This window comes from Streptomyces sp. NPDC088400 (genome assembly GCF_044753355.1).
GTDB lineage: Bacteria > Actinomycetota > Actinomycetes > Streptomycetales > Streptomycetaceae > Streptomyces.
This window is the reverse complement of sequence record NZ_JBIVMZ010000002.1, coordinates 810,229-832,858: the sequence shown is the minus strand read 5'-3', so window position 1 is coordinate 832,858 and position 22,630 is coordinate 810,229. Positions and strand designations below refer to the sequence as shown.

General features: G+C 69.2%; 15 protein-coding genes. 11 read left to right on the top strand and 4 right to left on the bottom strand.

Features of this window, described 5'->3' with window-relative positions; all coding sequences use genetic code 11:
• Positions 1-40: 40 nt before the first annotated feature.
• The 4 genes from nhaA to solA form a co-directional block, all read right to left on the bottom strand.
• Positions 41-1,876, bottom strand: coding sequence for a Na+/H+ antiporter NhaA (nhaA, locus tag ACIQD6_RS07765; protein WP_401879593.1), 1,836 nt, complete (start codon positions 1,874-1,876; stop codon positions 41-43).
• Positions 1,877-2,428: 552 nt separating this feature from the next.
• Positions 2,429-3,094 (bottom strand): haloacid dehalogenase type II, encoded by a 666-nt coding sequence (locus ACIQD6_RS07760; protein WP_401879360.1) that lies wholly within the window; start codon positions 3,092-3,094, stop codon positions 2,429-2,431.
• A gap of 109 nt (positions 3,095-3,203) precedes the next feature.
• Positions 3,204-3,341 (bottom strand): hypothetical protein, encoded by a 138-nt coding sequence (locus ACIQD6_RS07755; RefSeq protein ID WP_401879357.1) that lies wholly within the window; start codon positions 3,339-3,341, stop codon positions 3,204-3,206.
• Positions 3,342-3,629: 288 nt separating this feature from the next.
• Positions 3,630-4,766, bottom strand: a complete 1,137-nt coding sequence (solA, locus tag ACIQD6_RS07750) for an N-methyl-L-tryptophan oxidase (RefSeq protein ID WP_401879354.1) — start codon at positions 4,764-4,766, stop codon at positions 3,630-3,632.
• A gap of 216 nt (positions 4,767-4,982) precedes the next feature.
• On the opposite strand from solA, the gene ACIQD6_RS07745 reads away from it, so the two are divergent.
• The 11 genes from ACIQD6_RS07745 (at position 4,983) to ACIQD6_RS07695 (ending at position 22,628) form a co-directional block, all read left to right on the top strand.
• The gene (locus ACIQD6_RS07745) at positions 4,983-6,644 is read left to right on the top strand and encodes a PucR family transcriptional regulator (RefSeq protein ID WP_401879352.1); all 1,662 of its coding nucleotides are present in this window, start codon (positions 4,983-4,985) and stop codon (positions 6,642-6,644) included.
• 554 nt (positions 6,645-7,198) lie between these two features.
• A complete protein-coding gene (locus ACIQD6_RS07740; RefSeq protein ID WP_401879349.1) occupies positions 7,199-9,049 on the top strand; it encodes a phage tail sheath family protein in 1,851 nt (616 codons plus the stop codon).
• Between the two features lie 147 nt (positions 9,050-9,196).
• A complete protein-coding gene (locus ACIQD6_RS07735) occupies positions 9,197-9,721 on the top strand; it encodes a phage tail protein (protein WP_401879346.1) in 525 nt (174 codons plus the stop codon).
• 31 nt (positions 9,722-9,752) lie between these two features.
• A complete protein-coding gene (locus tag ACIQD6_RS07730; protein ID WP_401879343.1) occupies positions 9,753-10,499 on the top strand; it encodes a hypothetical protein in 747 nt (248 codons plus the stop codon).
• The gene (locus tag ACIQD6_RS07725; RefSeq protein ID WP_401879341.1) at positions 10,492-11,211 is read left to right on the top strand and encodes a hypothetical protein; all 720 of its coding nucleotides are present in this window, start codon (positions 10,492-10,494) and stop codon (positions 11,209-11,211) included. Before ACIQD6_RS07730 ends, ACIQD6_RS07725 begins: the two co-directional genes overlap by 8 nt.
• Before the next feature lie 4 nt (positions 11,212-11,215).
• Entirely contained in the window at positions 11,216-12,130 is a 915-nt protein-coding gene (locus ACIQD6_RS07720) for a DUF4255 domain-containing protein (RefSeq protein WP_401879338.1), read from the top strand.
• 6 nt (positions 12,131-12,136) lie between these two features.
• Positions 12,137-14,320 carry an ATP-binding protein gene (locus ACIQD6_RS07715; protein ID WP_401879336.1) on the top strand — a complete coding sequence of 728 codons (2,184 nt, stop codon included), beginning with the start codon at positions 12,137-12,139 and terminating at the stop codon, positions 14,318-14,320.
• Positions 14,311-14,646 (top strand): hypothetical protein, encoded by a 336-nt coding sequence (locus ACIQD6_RS07710; RefSeq protein ID WP_401879333.1) that lies wholly within the window; start codon positions 14,311-14,313, stop codon positions 14,644-14,646. Before ACIQD6_RS07715 ends, ACIQD6_RS07710 begins: the two co-directional genes overlap by 10 nt.
• The gene (locus ACIQD6_RS07705; protein ID WP_401879330.1) at positions 14,643-21,266 is read left to right on the top strand and encodes a DUF4157 domain-containing protein; all 6,624 of its coding nucleotides are present in this window, start codon (positions 14,643-14,645) and stop codon (positions 21,264-21,266) included. Before ACIQD6_RS07710 ends, ACIQD6_RS07705 begins: the two co-directional genes overlap by 4 nt.
• Before the next feature lie 4 nt (positions 21,267-21,270).
• Positions 21,271-21,945, top strand: coding sequence for a hypothetical protein (locus tag ACIQD6_RS07700; RefSeq protein WP_401879328.1), 675 nt, complete (start codon positions 21,271-21,273; stop codon positions 21,943-21,945).
• Positions 21,942-22,628: a hypothetical protein gene (locus tag ACIQD6_RS07695; RefSeq protein ID WP_401879326.1), complete on the top strand. Its 687-nt coding sequence runs from the start codon at positions 21,942-21,944 to the stop codon at positions 22,626-22,628. Before ACIQD6_RS07700 ends, ACIQD6_RS07695 begins: the two co-directional genes overlap by 4 nt.
• Positions 22,629-22,630: the final 2 nt, after the last annotated feature.

Below are 22,630 nucleotides of genomic sequence, written 5' to 3'. Positions count from 1 at the left end.
TCAAAGCCTGACGGGCCAGGAAGGCTCAAGGCGTGACGGGTCAGGAAGGCTCGGTCAGCGCGGATCGCGCGCGGGCGGCGCGCACGGCGGCGGAGAGTCCCTCGATGTCGTACGCGCCGTGGTGCCGCCGCCCGTTGACGAAGAAGGTGGGGGTGCCCGACACGCCGCTCACATCCGCGGTCTCGACATCCTCGGCGACCCGGTCGGCGCCGGCGTGCGCCCGTAGATCCCGGTGGAAGCGGTCGGTGTCCAGCGCGCCCGTCTCGGCATAGCGGAGCAGGTCGGCGAGGAGCAGATCGCCCTGGTGGCGGAGCAGCAGGTCGTGCATCTCCCAGTAGCCGTCCTGAGCGGCCGCGGCCTCGGCGGCCTCCGCCGCGAGCTGGGCGTTCGGGTGGACATCGTTGAGGGGCAGGTGGCGCCAGACGTACCGGACGTCCCCGAAGTCCGCGAGCAGCTCACGGATGACGGGCTCCGCCAGCCCGCAGTACGGACACTCGAAGTCGCCGTACTCGACGACGGTCACCGGCGCGTCGCGCGGGCCGCGTACGTGGTCACGGTCCGGATCGACGGGTGTGGACAGATCGACGATGGGCTCGGCCGTGCCCAGCAGGGCGCTGATCCGGGGGCGCCTGGGCAGCGTGCCGATCACCCGGGTGACCAGCCAGGTGGCGGCGAACGAGCAGAGCACCGCACTGAGGATGCCGATCTTCGCCTCCGCCAGCTGGTCGCCGTGGAAGGCGAGGGTGGCGATGAGCAGGGAGACCGTGAACCCGACGCCCGCGATGGTGCCACCGGCCGCGGTGGCACCCCAGCCGACCGGCGGGCGCAGACGGCCGCGACTGAGCCGGGTGGTGAGCAGCGCGGCGCCGAGGATGCCGACGGGCTTGCCCAGCAGGTAGGCGAAAAGGATGCCCAGGGTGACGGGTGAGCCGAAGGCGTCGGCCAGCTGGGCGCCGCTCACCGGGATACCGGCGTTCGCGAGGGCGAAGACCGGCACGATCACATAGCTGGTCCAGGGGTGGTACATCCGCTGGAGCCGGGCGTTGGGTGAGATGGCCGAGGCGAGTCCGATGCGCGCGGAGCGTTCGAGTTCCGGTGTGGGCTGCTCGCGGAACAGCCGGAACAGTCCGCTCGCCCGCTCCAGATCACTGCGGGCCGCCGGATAGGCATAGGTCAGCAGCCCCATGGCGAGGCCCGTCACGACCGGGTCCACACCGGATTCGAGGAGGGCCACCCAGACGACGACGGCGAGCAGCCCGTACACCACACCGTGGCGCAGCCGGAGCGCCCGTACGAGCAGGATCACCCCGAACGTCGCGAGGGCCACGACCAGCGCGAGCACATTGATCCGGCCGCTGTAGGCGACCGCGATCACGCCGAGCGCCGCGAAGTCGTCCACGACGGCGACGGTGAGGATGAAGGTGCGCAGGCCCCGGGGCAGGCGGGTGCCGAAGACGGCGAGCATGCCCAGCGCGAACGCCGTGTCCGTGGACATGGCGGCGCCCCAGCCGTGCGCCGACGTGTGTCCCGCGTTGAAGGCGAGATAGACCGCGACCGGGACGATCATGCCGCTGAGGCCGGCGAGCAGCGGGAGGGCGACCCGTTTGCGCTCGCGCAGCTCGCCCATGTCGAACTCACGGCGTGCCTCAAGGCCGACGACGAAGAAGAACAGCGTCATGAGCCCGCTGTTCACCCACGCGCGCAGCTCCAACGAGACGCCGGTGGAGCCGACCCGGACCGCGAGAACCGTCCGCCAGAACTCCTCGTACGTCCCCGGCCCGAGGTTGGCCCAGACGAGCGCGGCCACGGCGGCGGCCAGCAGGACGGCGGCGCTGCCGGTCTCCGTGCGCAGGAAGTCGCGCAGCGGCGTGCGCATCTCGTCGCCGCAGGTGGTCTGGGCGGACAGGCTGGGGGCCGGCAGGGGCTCGGTCACCCGGCCATTCTCCTGCGGGCCGGGTGGCGCGCGCCTGCTGGAAGCTTGCTGGGATCCGGCTCGGAGCCCTGCTCGCGGGCTGATCGCGGCTTGCTCGCGGGCTGATCGCGAGTTGCTCGCGGCTTGCTCGTGGCTTGCGGAAGGCGGGCCGGGGACGACCTCGCGCCGGGAACGCCCTCGCGTCAGGGACAGCCTCGTTCCTTGTCGATGACGTTACGCAGCGGCGGCCCTCGACGCGGCGGCCGAGGTTGTCGAGGAACAGGTCGGTGAGTGCTTCCTTCCAGCCGGTGGCCTCGCCCGCGGTGTGCGGGGAGACGATCACGCCCGGCATGTCCCACAGCGGCGACGCGGCGGGCAGCGGCTCCTTGGTGAAGACGTCCGGCGCCGCCCCCGCGAGCCGGCCCGTGAATCTGCTTCAACTCGGCCTCCTGCCAGGTGTGATGTGGGGGAACCGGGGCGGGCCGGGCATCGAGTGATGCCCGGCCCATCGCGCGGTCAGCAGTCCAGCAGTTCGGGAAGCGTGGTCATGTCGCTCAGCTCGTCGTAGGGCTGGTAGGCGGCGGAGCCGCGGTTGTTCTGCCGGTTGATCCACACCCGGCGTTTCAGCCCGAGGTCCATGCCCGGGACGAGGTCGTACTCCCAGCCCTGCGCGACATGGATGACCTGCGCCGGCTCGACATCCATCGTCTTGTACGCGTAGTCGAAGGTCTGCCGGGACGGCTTGTACGCGCCGGCCTGCTCGGCGGTGATGACATGGTCGAACTCGACGCCGATCAGCTCGATGTTCTGCTTGATGAGGTGGTCCTGGGTGTTGGAGATGATCGCGATCTCGTAGCGGGACTTCAACCGCCGCAGCACGTGCGGCACTTCGGGGAACGGGCCGAAGGTGGGTATCCGGGCGACGACGGCGTCACCGTCGGAGTCCCGGTACCGCAGTCCGTGCAGGCGCATGGCCTTCTCCAGGCTGGAGCGCAGCACCACGTCGTAGGGCCGGTAGTCCTCCAGTACGGCCTGGAAGCGCATGACACGGAAGTTGTCGAGGAACTCCTTGGCGTCGACGCCCACTTCGTCGATGCGGTCCTGAAGCAGTTCCTGGGTGGGGCCGCTGAGGCGGAAGTCGACAAGCGTGCCGTAGGCGTCGAAGGTGACGATCTCTCGCAAGGGGATCTCCGTCCGGAAGGTGGTGTGTTGGAGCGGTGGATGAGTGAGGAGCGGTGGTGTGTTGGGGGGCGGGGAGCGGTGGTGTGTTGGAGGGCGGGGAGCGGTGGGGTCAGGAAGTGGTGGGGTCGACCGGGAGCACGCCCCGCTCCCGGCTGCCACCGAGCCGTCGTACGGCCGCGACCAGGGCCAGTGCCACGACCGCGAGGGCGATCAGGACCGCGCTGATCGCGGTGACCGTCGGGTCCACCTCGAACCGCAGGGCGTTGAAGACCTGGACCGGCAGTGTGCGGGTCTGGGCCGTCGACAGGAACTGGGCGATGAAGACTCGTCGAAGCTGGTGATGAAGGCGACCACGGCGGCGGCGATCAGCCCCGGTGCGGCCGGCGGGAAGGCGATCCGCCGGGCGATCGTCGGCCGGCTCGCGTCCATGCCGGCCGCCGCGTCCTCCAGCCGTTCGCCGAGGGCGCGCAGGCCTGGGGGTGCGGGCCCGGGGGTAGGGAGGCGGGGACGAGTCCGGGGGGTACGGACGTACGTTTCAGGGAGTGCCGAGTGCGGCCGGCGCGAGAAAACCGATGGGCTGCCCCGTAGTGCCTTCGAGGGCCAGATCGGCGGCTATCTCCCCCATGGCGGGCGACATCTTGAAGCCGCTGCCGGAGAATCCCGCCAGGACGACGATGTCGTCCTGGCCGGGCAGATGACCGACGAGCGGATGCTCGGAGTCGGTGTAACCCTCCATGTATACGGAGAGCCGTACGGGATCGGGGTTCAGGTCGGGCATGAGCTCGCCGATGAGCTCACGGAAGACGGCGAGCTCCGCCGGGTCGACCGTACGGTCCAGCCGTAGTGGGTCCGCGACCGGCAGATGCCGAGCGCGGGACAGCCCGATCTTGACGGACAGGCCGTCGGGCGAGGGCAGCCCGTAGCAGTGGTGGGGTGTGCTGCGTACGAAGGCGGGGGCACCGCCCGCGAACCAGTCGTGGGTGGTCGGAACGTGCCAGGAACTGATCAGCCGGCGGATGTCCACCACGCGCGGGAGGTCCGGCAGCAGTGTGTTGATCCAGGGGCCCGCGGTCACCACCGCGGTGTCCACATGGTCGGTGCCCTCGTCGGTGACGATGTCCACCCCGCCCCTCGGAGCGGGGACGATCTCACGGACGGGCGTGTAACGGCGCAGCCGGGCGCCCAGCAGTTCGGCCCGGCCGGCGGCCGTCTGGACCGAGAGCTCGGGCCTGATGATGCCGCCCTCCCGGTCGAGCACGGCGGTGTGTCCTTCGGGGAGACGGTGCTGAGGGTAGCGGCGGGCGAGGGCCGCCCGGTCGAGCACCTCGTGGTCAAGGCCGTGAGCGTCGCTGGAGGAGAGCAGGGTCCGGATGGACGGTGATTCGGTCGCGCCCATCACCAGGCAGCCGGTGCGGCGGCGCAGTTCGCGGCCCGACTCCTCCTGGAGCCGGTCCCACAGCTGGTCGGCGAGGCGCAGCAGTGGAATGTACCCGGGTTCGCCGAGGTGGGCGGCGCGGAAGATCCGGGTCTCACCGCCCGCCGCGCCACGATCGTGGCCAGGGGCGTACCGGTCGTAACCGATGACCTCGGCGCCCCGGGCGGCCAGCCGCCACATGGCCTGGCTGCCCATGCTGCCGACGCCGATCACCGCGATGCGTTTCGGGGTGCTCATGGCGCTCCTTCCGTCAGGGTGATCAGGCGTCCGAGTGCCTCGTACCGGCGCCGTCCGGGATGGCCTTCACTCTGGCGGGGCCCGCCGCCGCAGGTCAACGCACACTGTGTTCCGCGGCGACGCTTCGTATTGACGTTGTGTTCGTACGGGTCAGGGCGCCTCCTGAACGTAACGTCGCGGCTCTTGCCCCTGAGACACCCCGCTGCAAGGGTCGACATGGTGCACCGGAAGAAGGATCCGCCCCGTCCTCTGGAACAGCCCTCGGCCATCCGAACCCTGACCATCGGCGACGTCCTGCGACTGCCCGTGCTCGCCGAGGGGTTGCCGCGTGTCCTGGCCGGTGAGTCCCGGCTCGACCGCGCCGTGCGCTGGGTCCATGTCACCGAGCTGCTCAATCCGGCGGACTTCCTGGAGGGCGGCGAGCTGGTACTGACGACCGGGATGCCGTATCCGGAGGATCCGTCGAGGCTGCGCACCTACGTCGACCAGCTGGCCGACGTAGGTGCGGCGGGTCTCGTCGTCGAACTCGGCCACCGCTACCGGAAGGTGCCCGACGAGCTGGTCGCGGCCTGCCGCGCCCGCGAACTGCCCCTGATCGAACTGGGCCGGGGTGTCCGGTTCATCGATGTCACCCAGACCGTGCACGCCCTCATCCTCGACGCCCAGGGCGAGCTGCTGCGGCGCGGCCGGCACATCCAGGACGTGTTCACCGCGCTCACCCTGCGCCGTGCGACACCGGAGGAGCTGGTGCACACCGCCGCGGAGCTGGCCGGCGCGCCGGTGGTCCTGGAGGACATGACGCACCGGGTCATGATGTGCGAACTCCTCGGGCGCCCGTACGAACCGGTGATCTCGGCCTGGTCCAGGCGCTCCCGGGCCGCGCCGACCCCGGAGCACGTGGCGCCGAGCGGCCCGGAGGGCTGGCTGATGGCGCCCGTGGAGGACCACAACGGGCTGTGGGGCCGGCTGATCATGCTGGGCGTCCGGTCGCGACCGGACGGCCACGCGGAACAGGTCCTGGTCCTGGAACGGGCCGCCGTCGCCCTCACCATGGCCCGGCTGGCCGGCCCCACCCGGTGGGAGCGCCGGGCCCACCGCTCCGTACTGCGGGATCTGCGGGAGCGGCGCTTCCGCTCCCCCGCGGACGCCCGGGCCCGCGCCGAGGCGCTGGACCTGCCGACCGTCGGGCACCGGCTCTTCGCCGTCCTGATCCAGCACACCCGCACCGGTGGTGACGGCGAGCAGTTCGACGAACGGATCGCGAAGGAGCTGGCCCAGACCGGTGTACGGGCCCTGGTCGGCGAGACCGCCCCGGGCCGGATCGGTGTGCTCGTCGCCCTGGCCCGAGCCAGTGCCTGGCAGCCGGTCGCCGAACGCATCGGCCGGCTCGCCCGCGAGGAACTCGGCCAGGACTCGGTCGTCACCGTCGGGCCCGGTGTCGCCGACCTCACCGGGATCGCGCACTCCTTCCGGGAGGCCGAGCACACCGCGGAAGCCATCGGTCCCGGGGCGACGGACCGCTGGTTCTACGTGCCCTCCGACATCGGACTGCCGGAGCTGCTCCGCCTCATGCGCGACGACACACGTCTCCAGCGGTACGCGGACCGGCAGTTGGCGCGTCTCATCGAGCACGACGACCGCAACGGGGGTGACCTGCTCGCCACACTGCGCGCCTATCTGACGGCGGCCGGCAACAAGTCGGTCGCGGCGAAGCGGTCCGGGCTGTCCCGGCAGTCGTTCTACCAGCGTCTGCACACCATCGAGCGGCTGCTGGGCTGCGATCTGGAATCGGGCTGCCAGTTCACCGGACTGCATGTCGCGGTGCTCGTCCTGGACTCACAGGGGAATGGCGGCAGCGCGCACAACGCGACCAATTGACGGGTCGGCTGACGGGCCGACTGACGGTCGGCCGGCAAGAAGCCGGATCCGCTGACCGTCGCAGGCGGCTCAACTGATCGGCCATCAATTTCGGTCACCCACCGTGTCGTTGATCGGAATCCTCCCTGAACAAACCGGCCACATTCCACACCAACAAGACACCAAGCGGCGCGCCGAGGAGAAGTAAATTCGGCTTGTTTCCCTCTCCTGAAGGAAGTTTCCTGTGAAGTACTGGTGAACTCACCTTCATACTCACCGAACAACACCCCTCTGACCACACCAAATACCCTTCCGATCAGCGCCTCAGAGAATGATCACCCAATGACCGAATCACACCCTTGACCATTCCTTGAGGCGAGAACCAGACTCGCAAGCGGCACTCATGCATCAGGAGCCACAAGCGCATGCGCATGCGGATGGCCCTGCGAGACCGATATCGCATGGGGTGTGTGACGGGGGAAAAAATGGAGCAGGCGGATGCGGACTCGACTCATCCGCACATTCCTTTCACCTCCCCTCCTCATCTCTTGATGCGCGAAGGGAATGGAGGGGGAATGCCGACGCACATGGGCTATCCCGGCGTTTACATCGAGGAACTTCCCAGCAGCATCCGTACCATCGCCTCGGTCACCACCTCGGTGACCGCGTTCGTCGGGCACACCCGCCGGGGCCCGCTCAATCAGCCGGTGCGGATCACCAGCTTCGCCGACTTCGAGCGGCGCTTCGGCGGGCTCACCTCTCAGAGCGCTGTCGGCTACGCCGTGCACCAGTTCTTCGGCAACGGCGGCACGGTCGCGGTGATCGTGCGTGTGGCCAAGGCCGGCACCGGTGAAGAGGCCTGCGTCACGCTCAACTCCACCGAGGGGCACAGCGAATGCGCCGTGCTGGAGGTGCACGCCAAGGAGCCCGGCGTCTGGGGCTCGGGACTGCGGGTGGCCGTCGACCACGACACACCGACCCCGGACGAGACGTTCAACCTCCACATCCTCGACGCGCGCGGCGGCGCCCGCGAGTCCTTCACCGGCCTGTCGATGGACGCCGGACACGGACGCTTCGTGGAAACGGTCGTCAACGCCGGATCCTCGCTCATACGGGTCAAGGCCGTGGACGAGGGCCGGCCCGACCCGTCCGGCACCGCGTCCAAGCCCTTCTCGGCCGAACTGCCGGACCTGAACGTCGAGTTGAAGGTCAAGATCGGCGATGTGGAGCGCGAGTTCACGCTCTACGATCCCGACCATGACGGCGAGGCCCCGTGCACCGTGACGGAGTTGGCGCTCCTGCTGGAGCGCAAGCTGCGCGCGCTGCCCGACGCACCGGGCAAGCACGCTTTCGCCGGCGCCGAGGTCATCGCCTTCGGCCGACGGCTCCAGGTCGTCGCCGGATCCGTCGACCCCGACGACGTCGTGCGCTTCATCGGCGAGTGCGCCAACGATCTGGGGCTCGAGGCCTCCGTCAACCCGCCCGTCTTCCCGCTGAAGGGCGGCAAGGACGGCGACCCGCCCGGACCGCGCGACCTCATCGGCAGTGAGGTGAGCAAGACGGGCGTGCAGGCACTCCGCGATGTCGACGACGTCAACCTGCTGGCCCTGCCGGAGCTTTCGTCGTACGAGTCCACCGAGGACATGGTCACCGTCCTGTCGGCGGCCGAGCAACTCTGCGAGGAGCGGCGGATCTTCCTGCTGGTGGACTCGCCCTCGACCTGGGGCAGTGTGGACGCCGCACGGGCCGGCATCGGCGCGTTCGCACCCGTACGCGGCAATCACGCGGCGCTGTACTTCCCGCATCTGCAACTGACGGACCCGCTCACCGGGCGGCTGCGTTCCTTCCCGCCGTCGGGTGCCGTCGCCGGTGTCATCGCCCGTACGGACGGCGAGCGCGGCGTATGGAAGGCACCGGCCGGGACCGAGGCGCGGCTGGCCGGTGTCCGGTCGCTGACGGTCAAGCTGACCGACCGGGAGAACGGGCTGCTCAACCCGCTGGGCGTGAACTGCCTGCGCACCTTCCCGGTGGTCGGCCCGCTGGTGTGGGGCGCCCGGACGCTGGAGGGCGCCGACGCGCTGGACAGCGAGTGGAAGTACGTGCCGGTGCGCCGGCTCGCGCTGCATGTCGAGGAGAGCCTGTACCGCGGCTTGCAGTGGGTCGTCTTCGAGCCCAACAACGAGCAGTTGTGGCAGCAGATCCGGCTGAAGGCCTCGGCCTATCTCAATGATCTTTTCCGGCAGGGCGCTTTCAAGGGCGGCACACCGCGCGAGGCGTACTTCGTCAAATGCGACAAGGACACCACCACCGACGCCGACATCGAGCGTGGCGTGGTCAACGTGGTGATCGGTATCGCGCCGGTCAAGCCCGCCGAGTTCGTGATCGTGAAGATCCAGCAGGTGGCCGGAGAGTTCGCCCTCTCGTGACGAAGTCCGGAGCCGTACCGGAGTCCGGAGCCGTTAGCGAAACCGGATCCGTAACGAACCCCGGAGCCGTAACGGAGTCCAGGGCCGAACCGAAGCCAAGCCCTGAGCCAAGCTCGTAATCAAGGAAAAGGAACACGAAGGAAACCGATGGCTGAGTTCCAGGTAAACGCCCATCGCTTCGACCCCTACAAGAATTTCAAGTTCCTGGTCCTGTGGGACGGTCGAACGGTCGCGGGCATCAGCAAGATCAGTCCCCTGAAGCGCACCACCGAGGTGGTCAAGCACCGGCACGGCGGCGACCCGAGCTCCCCGCGCAAATCGCCGGGCCGCTCGGAGTTCGAGGGTGTCACGCTCGAACGCGGCGTCACACACGACCCGGAATTCGACCGCTGGGCCAACAAGGTCTGGCAGGTCGGTGCGGGGCTGGGAGCGGAGGTCTCGCTGCGGGACTTCCGCAAGGACATCATCATCCAGGTACTCAACGAGGCGGGGCAGGTGGCCGTTTCGCACAAGCTCTACCGGGCCTGGGTGAGCGAGTACCAGGTACTCGGCGAGCTGGACGCCAACGCGAACGCCGTCGCCATCCAGAGCGTCAAGCTCGAATGCGAGGGCTGGGAGCGGGACTACGAGGTGGTGGAGCCGGTCGAGCCTTCATTCACCCATCCGGCCTGAGGCTCGGAGGCACGCACCGGAGGAATGAGGGATGACGCCTACGGGACCCACCGAGCTGCTCGCCACCTGGGAAGCCGGGCTGGCACAGCACGACTCGGGAAGGTCTCTGCTGCTGCACCGGGCTGCCCGGCCGGGGGCCGGCACCGACGAGTTGCTGTCGATGCCGGTCGGCGAGCGGGAGGCCGACCTGTTCGCGCTGCGCCGGGCGCTGTTCGGCGAGCGTATGCAGGTACGGATCGAGTGTGCGTCGTGCGGCGAGGCCATGGAGTTCGACCTCGACGCGACACCGCTCGGCGCCCGGGGGCGGAGTCCGGACGGGCCGCTGCGGGTGGAGGAGGGCGAGTGGGTGGTCGATTTCCGGCTGCCGACGGTCGCCGACCTCGCGGCGGCCGGTGGCCTGCCGGATCCGCGGGAGGCCCGTCGGCTGCTCCTGACGCGCTGCACGGTGTCGGCCGTACGGGACGGGAAGCCCGTTCCTCCGGAGCAGTTGGCCGGGCAGCTGCCGCTCCCCGTACAGCGCCGTCTCGCCGAGGCGGCAGCGGACGCCGACCCGGCGGCCGACGTGACGCTGAACGTCGCCTGTCCGGAGTGCGGTGAGGCCACCCCGGCCGAGCTGGACATCACGTCCTACCTCTGGACCGAACTGGACACCTGGGCAAGGGACTTGATGCTCGATGTCCACCTGCTCGCCACCGCCTACGGGTGGAGCGAGCCGGAGATCCTGGCGCTCAGCCCGATGCGGCGTCGTTACTACCTGGAGCTGTGTGCGGATGCCTGACTACTTCGACCGGCTGCTCGCCCGGTACACGCCGGTGCCCGCGGCCGGTGTCGCGGCCCGGGTCCGGCCACGGCTGCCCGGCCCGTTCGAACGGGTCGAGGCACTCCGGTCGGCGCCGCCGGAGCCCGACGAGCCGGCCGCACTGATCCCGTCCGCACCCCAACCCACCTTCGGCCCGGCCGAGTTGATTCGCCACGAGCGCGAGGTACGGACGGACCGGCACACGGTCGTACGGACCGAGGCGGCAGGGCCGGGCGGGCGGGAACGGCCGGCCGACGCGACCGCGACACGTACGGATTCGCCGCCGCGGCCTCCTGCGGCACGCACGGCTCCGGGGCCGCGTCCGGCTGACAGCGACGGCGCGCGCCCGGCGCGTCGCCCGGGGCCGCGCCCGCGGTCCGACGCGCCGACGAACGCACCCGGCGGCTCCCGGCGTGAGACGGCCCCCGCTCCCCCGGCCGCCACCGCACCGGCCCGCCCGCGCTCCACGGACCTCAACCCGGCCCGTGGCGCCACGCCGAGCGGGGTGGGACGGCGGGCGCCGAAGCCCGCGGAGCGCGTCGTACACGTACAGATCGGCCGGCTGGAGGTGAGCGCCGCGCCGCCGCCCGGCGCGAACCGCGGCGCCACCGACCGCCCCGATCGCACCGGACGCCGTGCGCCCACGCTGACCCTGGACGACTATCTGGCGCGCGGCGAGAAGAGGAACTGAAGCCATGAGCAACGCACTTGCCATCGCGACGGTCACCCAGGCTCTGGCTCTGCTGATCGAGAACAATCTGGGTCCCGAGATGGATATCGCGGTGAAGGTGGAGGCCCGTAAGCCCCACGCCGAGCCGCCGACGGAACCGACCGTCAATGTGTTCCTCTACCAGGTCACACCGAACCCCTCGATGCGCCACACCGACCTGCCGACGCGCGCCTCGGACGGCACACTGCTCAAGCGTCCCGCCGCCGCGCTGGATCTGCACTACCTGATCAGCGCGTACGGGGACGAGACCGAGCTGGTCGGGCAGCGGCTGATCGGGTGCGTGATCCGGGCCCTGCACGAAATCCCGGTGCTGCCGAAGGAGTTGATCGAGCTGGCGGCCGAACGTCCGTATCTGGCGGGCAGCGATCTGGCCGAGTCGCCGCAGCGGGTGCGGTTCACACCGACGGTGATGGACATCGACGAGACGTCCAAGCTCTGGGGGATGCTCCATCAGACGCCGTACACGCTGTCGGTGGCGTACCAGGCGTCGCTGGTCCTGATCGAGGGCCGCGAGAAGCCGGTCCCGGCGAAACCGGTGGAGGAGCGGACGGTACGGGTTCTGCCGTTCGGGGCGCCGGGGGCGCCGGTTCCGCCGGGCCCGTCCGCACCGGCGGAGGCTTCGGCGGAGGGACCGGCAGAGGGATCAGCGGAGGGATCAGCGGAGCAACCGGCCTCTGCCGAGGACGAGGACGAAGCCCAGGCCCAGGCCCAGGCCCCGATCGGAGCACCCGCGAAGAAGCGCACCGCGAGCAAGTCCGTGGCGTCCAAGTCCACCGGGTCCAAGCCGGCCGCCAAGCGGGCGGCGCCCGCGTCCCGTACCGGTGCGCCGGCCCGTACCCGTAAGGAATCGGGCGCGGGCGAAGACGGCAAGGAGAGCTGAGGGACGGTGCGCGACACGGGGGCGGGTGAGAGCGTGGGCACGGACAAGGGCCAACGGGCAGGGCGGGGCGCGGCGGACGCGGGTGCGGGTGCGGACGGCCGGGCGCTCGCCTCGGCCGTACGGTCGGTCCTCGCGCGCGTCGACGCCCATGCGCGACGCGCCCGGGACCGGGGCAGGCCCCCGGAGGGCGACACGCCCGCCGGCACCGGTCGGCCGGATCCGCCGGAAGGCGCGACGGAGGGCAGCGCGCCTGCCACCACCGACGACAGCCGCACAGGCACCGGCAGCGACTCGGGTGCGTCGCGTCCCCCGGCAAGCGCACCGGAACTCGCCCCGGAAATCGCTCCCGCCGGGGCGGCCGGTCTCGCCGGTCCCACCGGCCCCACCACCGGGCCCGCGACCATGGACACGCTCGTCAGCTGTTTCGGTCTGAGTCCGTTCGAACGCGAGGTGATCCTGCTCGCCGCCGCCGCCGAGCTGGATCCCACGACCGGCGCCCGCTGCGCCGCCGCGAGCGGCGACCCGGACCGCGCGCACCCGACGTTCTCCCTCGCCCTGGCCGCCCTCACGGAACCGCACTGGAGCGCGCTGACGCCCGTCGCACCACTGCGCCGCTGGCGGCTGATCGAGCTGGACGACGAGACCCGGCTGACCACCTCCCGGCTCCGGCTCGACGAACGCATCCTGCATTACCTGGTCGGGTCGCCCTATCTGGACTCTCGGCTGCACGGGATGCTTCGCCGTACATCCGTGCCGGATACGCTCCCGGCCTCGTACGACCTGGCGGCGAGCCGCGTCGCGGCGGGTTGGGCGGGCACCGGGCGGTACGCCCCGCTCCGTGTCGAGCTGGTCGGCGGCGATACGCGCTCGCGCGCCGACATCGCGGCGGCCGCCGCGCGCCGTTCGGGGCTCGGCCTGTACGCGATGGCCGCCGACGACCTGCCCACCGCCCCCGCCGAGCGCGACCTGCTGGCCCGGCTCTGGCAGCGCGAGGCGATCCTGCTGCCGGCCGCGCTGCTGGTGGAGGTCGGCGAGCTGGACCGCGAACAGACCTCCGCGGCCGAGGCGTTCATCGAGAGCGCGGCCGTACCGCTCGTCGTCTCCAGCCTCGACCCACGGCAGACCGACCGGCCGCGCGGGGAGCGGGTCAGTGTGCCCGCACTCGACTCCGAGGAGCAACTGGGCGTGTGGGCAGACGCGTTCGAGGACGTACCGGAGGTATCCGAGGACGACTTGAAGAATCTGGTCGAGCAGTTCTCGCTGCCGCCCCATCTGATCCGCTCCGCCGGAGCGGCCGTCGTACGGGATCTGCCGGACGAGGACGAACTCGACGCCACCGGACTGGCCTGGCAGGCCGGGCTCACGGAGGCCCGGATGGGCATGGACGGGCTGGGCCGGCGTATCGAACCCCAGGCGGGCTGGGGTGATCTGGTGCTGGCGGAGCGGCAGTTGAGGATTCTGCGCGAGGCGGTCGCGCACGTACGGCAGCGGGCCACTGTCTACCAGGAGTGGGGGTTCGCGGCGACGCTGCGCCGGGGTCTGGGCGTCACCGCGCTCTTCGCGGGCGGCTCCGGCACCGGAAAGACCCTGGCCGCCGAGGTGATGGCGAAGGAACTGGGTCTGGATCTGTTCATCATCGACCTGTCCCAGGTGGTCAGCAAGTACATCGGCGAGACCGAGAAGAACCTGCGCAAGGTCTTCGACGCGGCCGAACGCGGCGGCGCGCTACTGCTGTTCGACGAGGCCGACGCTCTCTTCGGCAAGCGCAGTGAGGTGAAGGACAGTCATGACCGGTACGCCAACCTGGAGGTCAGCTATCTGCTGATGCGGATGGAGGCGTACCGGGGTCTGGCGATCCTCACCACCAATATGAAGCAGGCCCTGGACACGGCGTTCATGCGCCGGATCCGCTTCGTCGTCGACTTCCCCTTCCCCGGCGAGAGCGAACGCGCCGAGATCTGGCGACGGGTGCTGCCCGCGAAGGCGCCGATGAAGGGCATCGATCCCGCGCAACTGGCCCGGCTGACAGTGGCGGGCGGCTCGATCCGCAATATCGCGCTGTCGGGTGCCTTCCTCGCCGCCGAGGAGGGCGACCGCCTCCAGATGCGCCACATGCTGGAGGCCGCGCGCACCGAATACCTCAAGCTGGACCGCTCCTTGACGCCTTCGGAGGTCCACGGATGGGTCTGAACGGGACACCGAGCACCATACGAGTGGACATCGGCGAGCTGGTCCTGGACGGCTTCGACCGTGTCGACCCCGAGCGGGTGTCGGCCGCTTTCCAGACGGAACTGGCCCGGCTCGTAAGGGAACGGGGCGTACCGCTGGCGGCGGACGGCGGCCGGGCCCTGGACGCCCTGTCCGGACTGCCGCCCCTGCCCGCCACCACCTCGCCGGGCCGGCTGGGCGAGGCGCTGGCGCGCGCGGTGCACGCGGGGCTCTCGGGGCGGGGCGAAGCCACGGACTCGACCTCGCCTTCGTCTTTGTCCGGGACGCCCATAGGGGGTTCGCGATGAGTACGTCCCACGCCGCGTCCCAGGATGCACAGGCGGCCCAGGCCGAGCGGCGGCGCAAGCGCAAGGAGCGCGCCGCGTCCCGTACACCGGAGCCGAAGAACATCGTCAGCGGCGCCGGCCAGCCACTGGACCTGAGCGTACGGCGCGAGTTGGAGGAGCAGCTCGGCCACGACTTCAGCCGCGTACGCCTGCACACCGACCGCGACGCGGGCACACTCACGGAACTGCTGGGCGCGGACGCGGTCGCGGTCGGCCAGGACATCTTCTTCCGCGAGGGCACCTTCCGTCCGGGCACGACGGACGGACAGCGGCTGCTCGCCCACGAGTTGCTGCACACGGTGCAGAACCCGGACGGCCTGGGCGCGCTGCGCGCGGGCCGCGACCTGGGTGCGGTGAGCCTGCCGCAGCAGGCGATGGAGCGCGAGGCGGAGTCGGCGGCGCAGCAGTCCGTACGGGACGGGGAGCGGGCTCCCGAGGTGGAGCCGGGCCAGTCGACCCCCGGGTGGCTGCGGTACGCCACGGTGGACGCGGACCGTAACCGTCTGGAGCAGCTGGACCCGGCGACGCTGGTGGACCGGCTGGCCAACGGGGTAGTGCGCTCGTTGCGCGGTGATCCGGAGGACCGGTCGAAGCGCACCCGCATGCAACTGGCGCGCCTGCCGGACGAGTTGCAGAACGATGTCCTCGAACGTCTGGAGACCAGGCTCCTCAGCTCGGAGCATGAGCTGGTGCTCGATCTCGTCGACGAGATCGAGCTGAATGACGATCTGGAGCAGAACTCACTCGAAGCCCCGGCCGTCGAGACGGATCCGGTCGAGGAGTTGCGGTTCGAGCGCGAGGCCGAGCAGCGGACGGCTGAAGAACAACGGGAACAGGAGCAGAAGCCCGCGGCAGCACCAGGTCCGGAGAAGGACCGGAGCGACGCGGACGGTGCCGTCGGCAGTACACCGCAGAACGGCGGCACTCGGGAGAACGGGACCACTCCGCAGGGCACAAACGCGCGGCCGGGCGGCGGACAGGGGCAGGAGGCCGGATCCAACGCGGGCAGCGGCACCGGGAGTTCGCCCTCCGGGGAGCAGCAGACCGAGGGGCAACAGTCCGGGCAGCAGCAGTCCGACGCACCCGCCACGGCGCCTCAGCAGGAGTCGTCCTCGGCTCCGGGAGAGTCCTCGGGCGACAAGTCCGCGGGTGGGCAGCAGGACGCCGAGAAGAAGAACGCGGGCTCCGAGGAGGCAGCGGAGGACCAGCAGGACGCCCCGGCCGCGAGCAAGGAGGAGTCCGCGGCCAAGAACCGTCCGGGCGCCGTCGATCCGCTCATAGCCGGTCAGCAGCCGAAGCAGGAGGACAAGGTCGGGCAGGAGAAGCCCACGGGGCCCCCGACGGCGTCCGGCAAGGATCCCCAGCTACCGGGCGCGCGCAGTCGGCTCGACGGCGTACGCAACCAGGATCTCGACGGTCCGGAGGAGCGGGCCGACGAGGACCCGTTCGGCTCCGGCAGCCAGTCGGAGGTCGAGGTCGGGGGCGGAGAGAAGAGCGCCTGGGACGTCAAGCTCCAGCCGGAGGACTTCCTTCCCCATCTGGACCTCGATGTGTCGGCCGTACCGACCGCGGACAAGCTGGACCCGGCCTCGTCCGGCAGCCCCGCCGTCCCGTCGTTCCCCGCTCCCCCGGTGACCAAGGCCGACCAGGTGCAGGCCGAGCGGGACGCGGAGGACGCCGAGGACGCGGCGGCGGAGAACGAGACCGAGGAGGACGTCGCCGACTCCCCCGCCGGTACGGAGCCGACGGCCGAGGCGGACGAAGCCGGATCGGCATGGGACGACAGTCTCGCCCTGGAACAGGCTGCCGAGGCACGGCAGGGACCGGGCGTGGCGTCCAAGGACCCGAAGAGCGGCGCCGATCCGAAGGCCGGCCCGGTCGACGCACAGGTGACGGTGCAGCAGGCGCCGGGCGGTAAGGCCGACGGCAGCACGGCCGAGGACGGCGGGAAGGCCAAGGAGCAGGCCGCCAAGGAGGAGAAGGGCACTCCCGCCGGCGGCGACGACAAGTCGAAGGTCGCGCCCGAGAAGGCCTCCCAGGAGGCAGGCGGTAAGGCGGCGGCGCAGGAGCCCGCTGCCAAGGAGGAGCAGAAAAAGACGGATTCGGCTCCGGCGGGCACCAGCGAGGCGACGGCGGACTCGGGGTCCCCCTCGCCCGCTCGGGACACCCATGTCTCCGGCGGGTCCAACGCGGACACGCCCGGCGGTGCGAGCAGCGAAGCAGCCAGTGGAGCGCAGAGCGAACCGTCGAGCGGGCCTCCGGCGCCGAGCGAGCGGACTTCCGGTGCGCCGCAGGCGCCGGCGGCGAAGCAGTCCGCGCCCGCCGCGCCGGAAGCCGCGAAGGCACCCGCTGCTCCGGCCGCCGCGCCGGCTCCGGAGACTGCCCCGGCACCGAAGGCCGCGGCGGCCAAGTCGGCGCCTTCCGCCAAGGGATCGCGCGGTGGGGGCGGTGGAGGTGGCGGCGGTGGCGGCAGGGCTGCCGCACCGGCCAAGGGCAAGGGGAAGAAGGACTCGGGAGCGGCCCCGAACCTCTCGAAGGTGTCCCCGGAAGCCGGTCTGTCCACGGCCTCGAAGCTCAAGCCCCACAAGGCGCTCGCGGCCATGGGCGGCGTGAGTGGCTCGGTGGATCGTACGGTCGGCGACGAGCACAAGGCACTCGCCTCCGCGCCGCCCTCGATGCAGCGCCCGGCGGGCGCGCCGCAGACCCTCCAGGGCAAGCCGACGTCCGACGCACCGGCGCAGTACTCACAGGATCCGGCGCAGGAGTCCAAGGCTCCCAAGGATGAGAAAGCCGAGGTCAAGGGCGCCAAGGAGCCCGAGGGCGAGATCGAGGCGGAGAAGGCGGAGGAGCCGGGCGGCTGGGACACCTTCAAGATGGCCCTGGGCTTCATCGGCGGCAAGATCGTGAACGGGGTCGCGAGCGTTTTCGGCGCCGACAAACCCGTCGTGGACCCCCAGGAGCTGGCCGCGAAGTTCGCCGGGCTGCCGACCAAGGACGACGCGCTCAAGAAGGCCCAGGCGGGAAACGCGCCGGACGTGGAGATGCAGGCCGCGGCGGATCAGACGGCCGACGAGCAGGGCTCCAGTGTCGACGCCAAGGGCGAGGAGACCATCTCGACGGGGCGCGACGACGCCGGCCGCGCGATGGGCGAAGACCAGGTGTACCCCGATGCTCCCAAGGAGCAGATGAAGGCGAAGGTACCCGGTCAGCAGGGCGGCAAGGGCGGTGCACCCGGAGGCGGCGCGGCGACCGGAGCCGTACCTCCCGATGCCGCGTCGGAAGTGGCGGAACACGAGCGCGGTCCGGAGTTCCAGGCCGCGTTCAGTGACGGCCAGAAGAGCATGTCCGAGGGCCGGCAGACCAAGGACAAGGACTTCCGTGTCTCTCAGCAGAAGCACAAGCAGCAGGTGGACACGGAGATCGCCGGCAACACCAAGAGCCAGGCGGGCGAGCGCGAGAAGGCTCTGAGCGAGGTCACCGCCCAGCGTTCCGACTGGCGTACGGAGCAGGACGCGGAGCTGAAGAAACTCGGTACGAAGAAGACCGAGAAGCACGAAAAAGTCCGCAAGGACGTCAAGGAGAAGGAAGAGAAGACCGACGACGACGTCAAGACCGAGAAGGAGGACGGCGACAAGAAGATCAAGGACGAGAACACCAAGGCCGAGGAAGAAGCCGACAAGAAGAAGAACGACAGCGCCAAGGAATCCGGAAACTGGGTCAGCAAGGCCTTCAACTGGATCAAAGACAAAGTCATTGAGATCAAGAACGCGATCGTCCGTGTCATCAAGAGGGCACGCGAGGCGGTCGTCGGTTTCATCAGGAATTTCAAGGAGACGGTCGAGCGCTGGATCAACGCGGCTCGCAAGTTCATCGTCGACACCGTCAAGAACCTCATCAAGGACCTGATCGAATTCGCCAAGTCCATGGTGCGGGCCGTCATCGAACTGGCCAACCGCATCCGGAAGCTGATCACTTCCCTGATCGCGGCCGCGATCGCGCTTGTCAACAAGCTCGCCACCATGCTGAAGCAGATCATCACCGATCTGCTGAACGCCATCGGCAAGCTGCTCAGCAGCATCCTGGACGTGCTCAAGAAGATGCTCCAGGACGTGATCAAGGCCGTCGTGGACGCGGTCAAGTCCGTCCTGGACTTCGCCTCCAAACTGCTGAGCGGGCTCGGCGAGTTCATGCTCATCGCGGTCGACTTCCTCTCCGACCCGGGCGGCTGGCTGAGCGGCGCCAAGAACTCTGCGGTCGATGGGTCGAAGAACCACCTGTTCCGGGAGGTCAAGTCAGCGGTCAAGGAATGGTTCCAGTCGAAGATCGAGGAGATCATCGGCGTCCCGAAGGCCATCCTGGACAAGCTGATCAAGGGCGGCTTGACCATGGAGAAGATCGTCAAGGAGACATGGGATGCCGTCGTCCCCCAACTCCCCTTCATCATCGGCGAGATCGTCATCACGAAGGTCGTCGCCAAGCTGATCCCGGGCGCCGGCTGGGTGATGGCGGTCATCGACGCCATCCGTACGGCCATCGGCGCGCTCGGCGAGATCCTGCGGGCGATGGGCGCGGTCCTCGACTGGCTGAAGGCCGTCCGCAGCGGCGGCGCGGGCATCCTCTTCGCGAAGGCGGTGGCTGCGGGCATCGTGGCGCTGCTGGAACTGGCCTACGAGGCGCTGCTGAGCGGCATCGGCAAGTACGTGGCGAAGGTGGGCCGCCGCCTCAAGGGTGTGGCCGCCAAGCTCGGCAAACCCAAGGGAGACAGGCCGGGCGGCGGCAGGGGCGCGGCGGGCGAGGGCTCTGACGACAGGGGCGGCAAGCGCGACAACAAGAAGGACCAGGAACAGACCCCGAAGTCCCCGGGCCTCCCCGGCACCCGCCCGACGACCACCAGGCCGCGCCCCGGCACAAAGCCCGACCTCAACAAGCCGGGCACGAAACCGGACCTGACCAAGCCCACGACACAGGGCCCCGGGAAGCCGAAGGACACCGACCCGAGCAAGCCCAAGACCCCGGGCGACGACAAGAAGCCCACGGGCAACGACAAGAACGGCAAGCCGAAGTCCGACAAGGACGAGGACAGGCCGGACACCCGCCCAACGCCGACAGCAAAGCCCAAGCCTAAGCCGGAACCCCAACCGAAGCCGAAGTCCGAGCCGGAGACGAAACCCAAGCCGAAGGACGAGACTCCGGGCAAGCCCAAGGACGACAAGGAGCCCACTAAACCGAAGGAAGAGGACAAGGAGACTCCTGGCAATCCCAAGGACCAGGACCCCTCGAAGCCGACGGACCCGAATAAGCAGAAGGACGACGGCAAGGGAACGCCTACCAAGCCGACGGACAAGGACGGCGACGGCAGACGCAGGCCAAAGCCGGAGCGGGACGGCTCGCGCAGGCCCCGGCCCAAGGAGGACAAGAAGGGCCCCGGCAAGCCCAAGCCCCGCCCCGACAATCGGCGCCTTGGCAGGCCCAAGTCCGAGCCGGACAAGGACAGAACGAGGAAGGACGAGAACTCGAAGGACTCCAAAGACGATCGGCTGCGCAAGATCGTGGCGCGCATCCGGCCCAAGCTGTATGCGGCGATGCACGACGGAATTCCGCGCTCGTCATTCCTCGGCGTACTGAAGTCGATGAAGCTCCACTACCGGCTCACGGGGCTCGCACCTGTCGGAGGAGACCCATTCACCGTCGTGGCATCCCTGAATCCATCGCGTCCCGTGCTGGGTGGAGACTATTCGGAGCCCCGGTCCGAGCCGTCGGCCTACCCCAATCCGCCCGGAGCACCGGCACCGAAGGATGACCTGCCGAAACCGAAACTCCCCGCCTTCCATAACGGCAGGGCGGACGTTATCAGTGCCGAATTCCTCAGTGAGCCCCGTGTGCCCTGGGGCACCGAGGCTGGCGCCGCACCACGGGGGAAGCCGGATGGGTGGACCTATATCACGCACAGCAGCCGGAGACTCCAAAGGAATGGAGCCTGGGTCAGGGCTCACCTTCTCCCATCCAGACTCGGCGGCCTGGCAACAGGAAATAACCTCGTCCCGGCTCGGCGCGGCGTCAACAAGGACCTAGAGCTTGGCGTGGAGATGCCCGCCTGGCGGGTCTTCAATTGGAAACCTGTCTGGTACGAATCTAGAGTGAAGTTTGGAAACAGCGGCGCAATAAAGGATGTTCCTAGCTACATACGATCGACATTCGGCCAGTACAAGAAAATCGAGGGGACGGGAAAGAAGCGGAGCGACTGGCAGAGGACGGGCGCCGAGAAAACCGTTGGGTTGAACCTCAAGCCACCACAGAATGACGAGCGGAAGAAGCTGTACATCAACAGCTACGGCGCGACGACGATTAGTAAGTGGCTCAAGATTAAACCCAGTCTTGCAGAGCACATCGTAAAGCAGCGAGATCAGGAACCTGCGGGGATCTTCCTGGGGTTGGCGCACTTCAGGCTCGCCATGCGCAACAGGAAGGCATCAATGGGCAACGGAGCGCTGCCCGATCTTCAGGGCGCGATAGACAAGCTCAGGGTCCTCGACGGGACACCTGGGAAAGTCGACTGGGACCCGCTGCATGAGGAGCTGTAAGGGAATGAATCGGATGTTTCCGTATGAGTACCGCCTTGAAGACATGTTCCGCGAGGTGCACGAGTCTCCGCTCCTGGAAGTCCTCGATGAGCATCGAGGTCCGGGAGCACCCGGTCTGGATCCGGCAGGGCTGTTCCAGATCATCGCCGAGGACGGCTATCCGCTCGCGCCAGGATTGCAGGAGTGCTACTTCCCTTATCGAAACATGGCACTGCACTGGCGTGCTGCGGATTCTGGAACGCCGCTTTTCGGCGAATTTGACGTGATGAGCATCGTCACCAGCCCCGATCGCAGAGTGCCGGTCGACGACCTTGCCCGAGATGACGACGACCGGGCACTTCTGTCAGAACTCCGCGTGCTTGATGACATTTCTCTGGGCGGCGAAGGACGCCTGGCCACGATGAGGTACCACGTCGGGGTCACGAGCCCAGACATTTGGTTCCTCGACAGGTATCACGCATATATACGGCTGGACCTTGACTATCGCGCCTATCTCGACAACCTCCTCGTCACGAAGGGCGTAACCGGCTGGCAGTACCTGTTTGCCGACGTGGATCTGAGTGACCGGGAGTACAGATACATCTTGGAAAACATCAGGGCGATGTTGCGGATCTTCCCTGAAGAGTTTCCCGACCATAACTACGATCCCTTGGCCGCGCGTTTGGAGGCCCGCCTGTGACCCGCTACGCCGACATACCCAAACCCATCCGCTCCGGCATCGTCATCGTCGATCCCGAGCGCGGCACCCCCCAGCGCATCATCGTCCTTCAGTTCAACCCCGACACCCTCGAACGCAGCCTCGCGCCCCAATCAGCCGGCGGCAGTGGCGACTCCGGCGGGGGCGGTAGCGGGACCGGGGACAGAAACGAGGCCCTGCGCCTCAAAGGCCCCGCCCAGGAGACGTGGAAGTTCACCGCCGAGATCGACGCGACCGATCAGTTCGAGGTTGCCGCTCCCGAGGGGATTCATCCGCAGCTCGCCGTGCTGGAGATGCTCGTGCAGCCCACGACCGCCCAGCTCCGGGCCGCCTCGAACCTCGCCAAGAACGGGACCATCGAGATCAGCCCCATCGAAATGCCGCTCACCCTCTTCACCTGGGGCAGCAAACGCGTCATGCCCGTCCGGCTCACCGAACTCTCGATCAACGAATCCGCCTTCGATGTGAACCTCAACCCCATACGGGCCTCGCTCAGCATCGGCATGAAGGTGCTGACCGTCAGCGACCTGCCCGCCGGGCACCGTGGCGCCGAGCTGTACCTCGCGCATCTCGCGCAGAAGGAGCGGCTGGCCGCGGCCGCGCGTAGCGGGGCGCTGAGGGCGTTGGGGCTGGGCAGTGGGGACATCGGGGCGGGGAGGGCGTAGCA

Coding starts and splice junctions, on each gene's coding strand:
- nhaA (WP_401879593.1), bottom strand. CDS start 1,876: ATGCGCACGCCGCTGCGCGACTTCCTGCGCACGGAGACCGGCAGCGCC.
- ACIQD6_RS07705 (WP_401879330.1), top strand. CDS start 14,643: ATGAGTACGTCCCACGCCGCGTCCCAGGATGCACAGGCGGCCCAGGCC.
- ACIQD6_RS07720 (WP_401879338.1), top strand. CDS start 11,216: ATGAGCAACGCACTTGCCATCGCGACGGTCACCCAGGCTCTGGCTCTG.
- ACIQD6_RS07725 (WP_401879341.1), top strand. CDS start 10,492: ATGCCTGACTACTTCGACCGGCTGCTCGCCCGGTACACGCCGGTGCCC.
- ACIQD6_RS07700 (WP_401879328.1), top strand. CDS start 21,271: ATGAATCGGATGTTTCCGTATGAGTACCGCCTTGAAGACATGTTCCGC.
- ACIQD6_RS07745 (WP_401879352.1), top strand. CDS start 4,983: ATGGTGCACCGGAAGAAGGATCCGCCCCGTCCTCTGGAACAGCCCTCG.
- ACIQD6_RS07740 (WP_401879349.1), top strand. CDS start 7,199: ATGCCGACGCACATGGGCTATCCCGGCGTTTACATCGAGGAACTTCCC.
- ACIQD6_RS07730 (WP_401879343.1), top strand. CDS start 9,753: ATGACGCCTACGGGACCCACCGAGCTGCTCGCCACCTGGGAAGCCGGG.
- solA (WP_401879354.1), bottom strand. CDS start 4,766: ATGAGCACCCCGAAACGCATCGCGGTGATCGGCGTCGGCAGCATGGGC.
- ACIQD6_RS07735 (WP_401879346.1), top strand. CDS start 9,197: ATGGCTGAGTTCCAGGTAAACGCCCATCGCTTCGACCCCTACAAGAAT.
- ACIQD6_RS07710 (WP_401879333.1), top strand. CDS start 14,311: ATGGGTCTGAACGGGACACCGAGCACCATACGAGTGGACATCGGCGAG.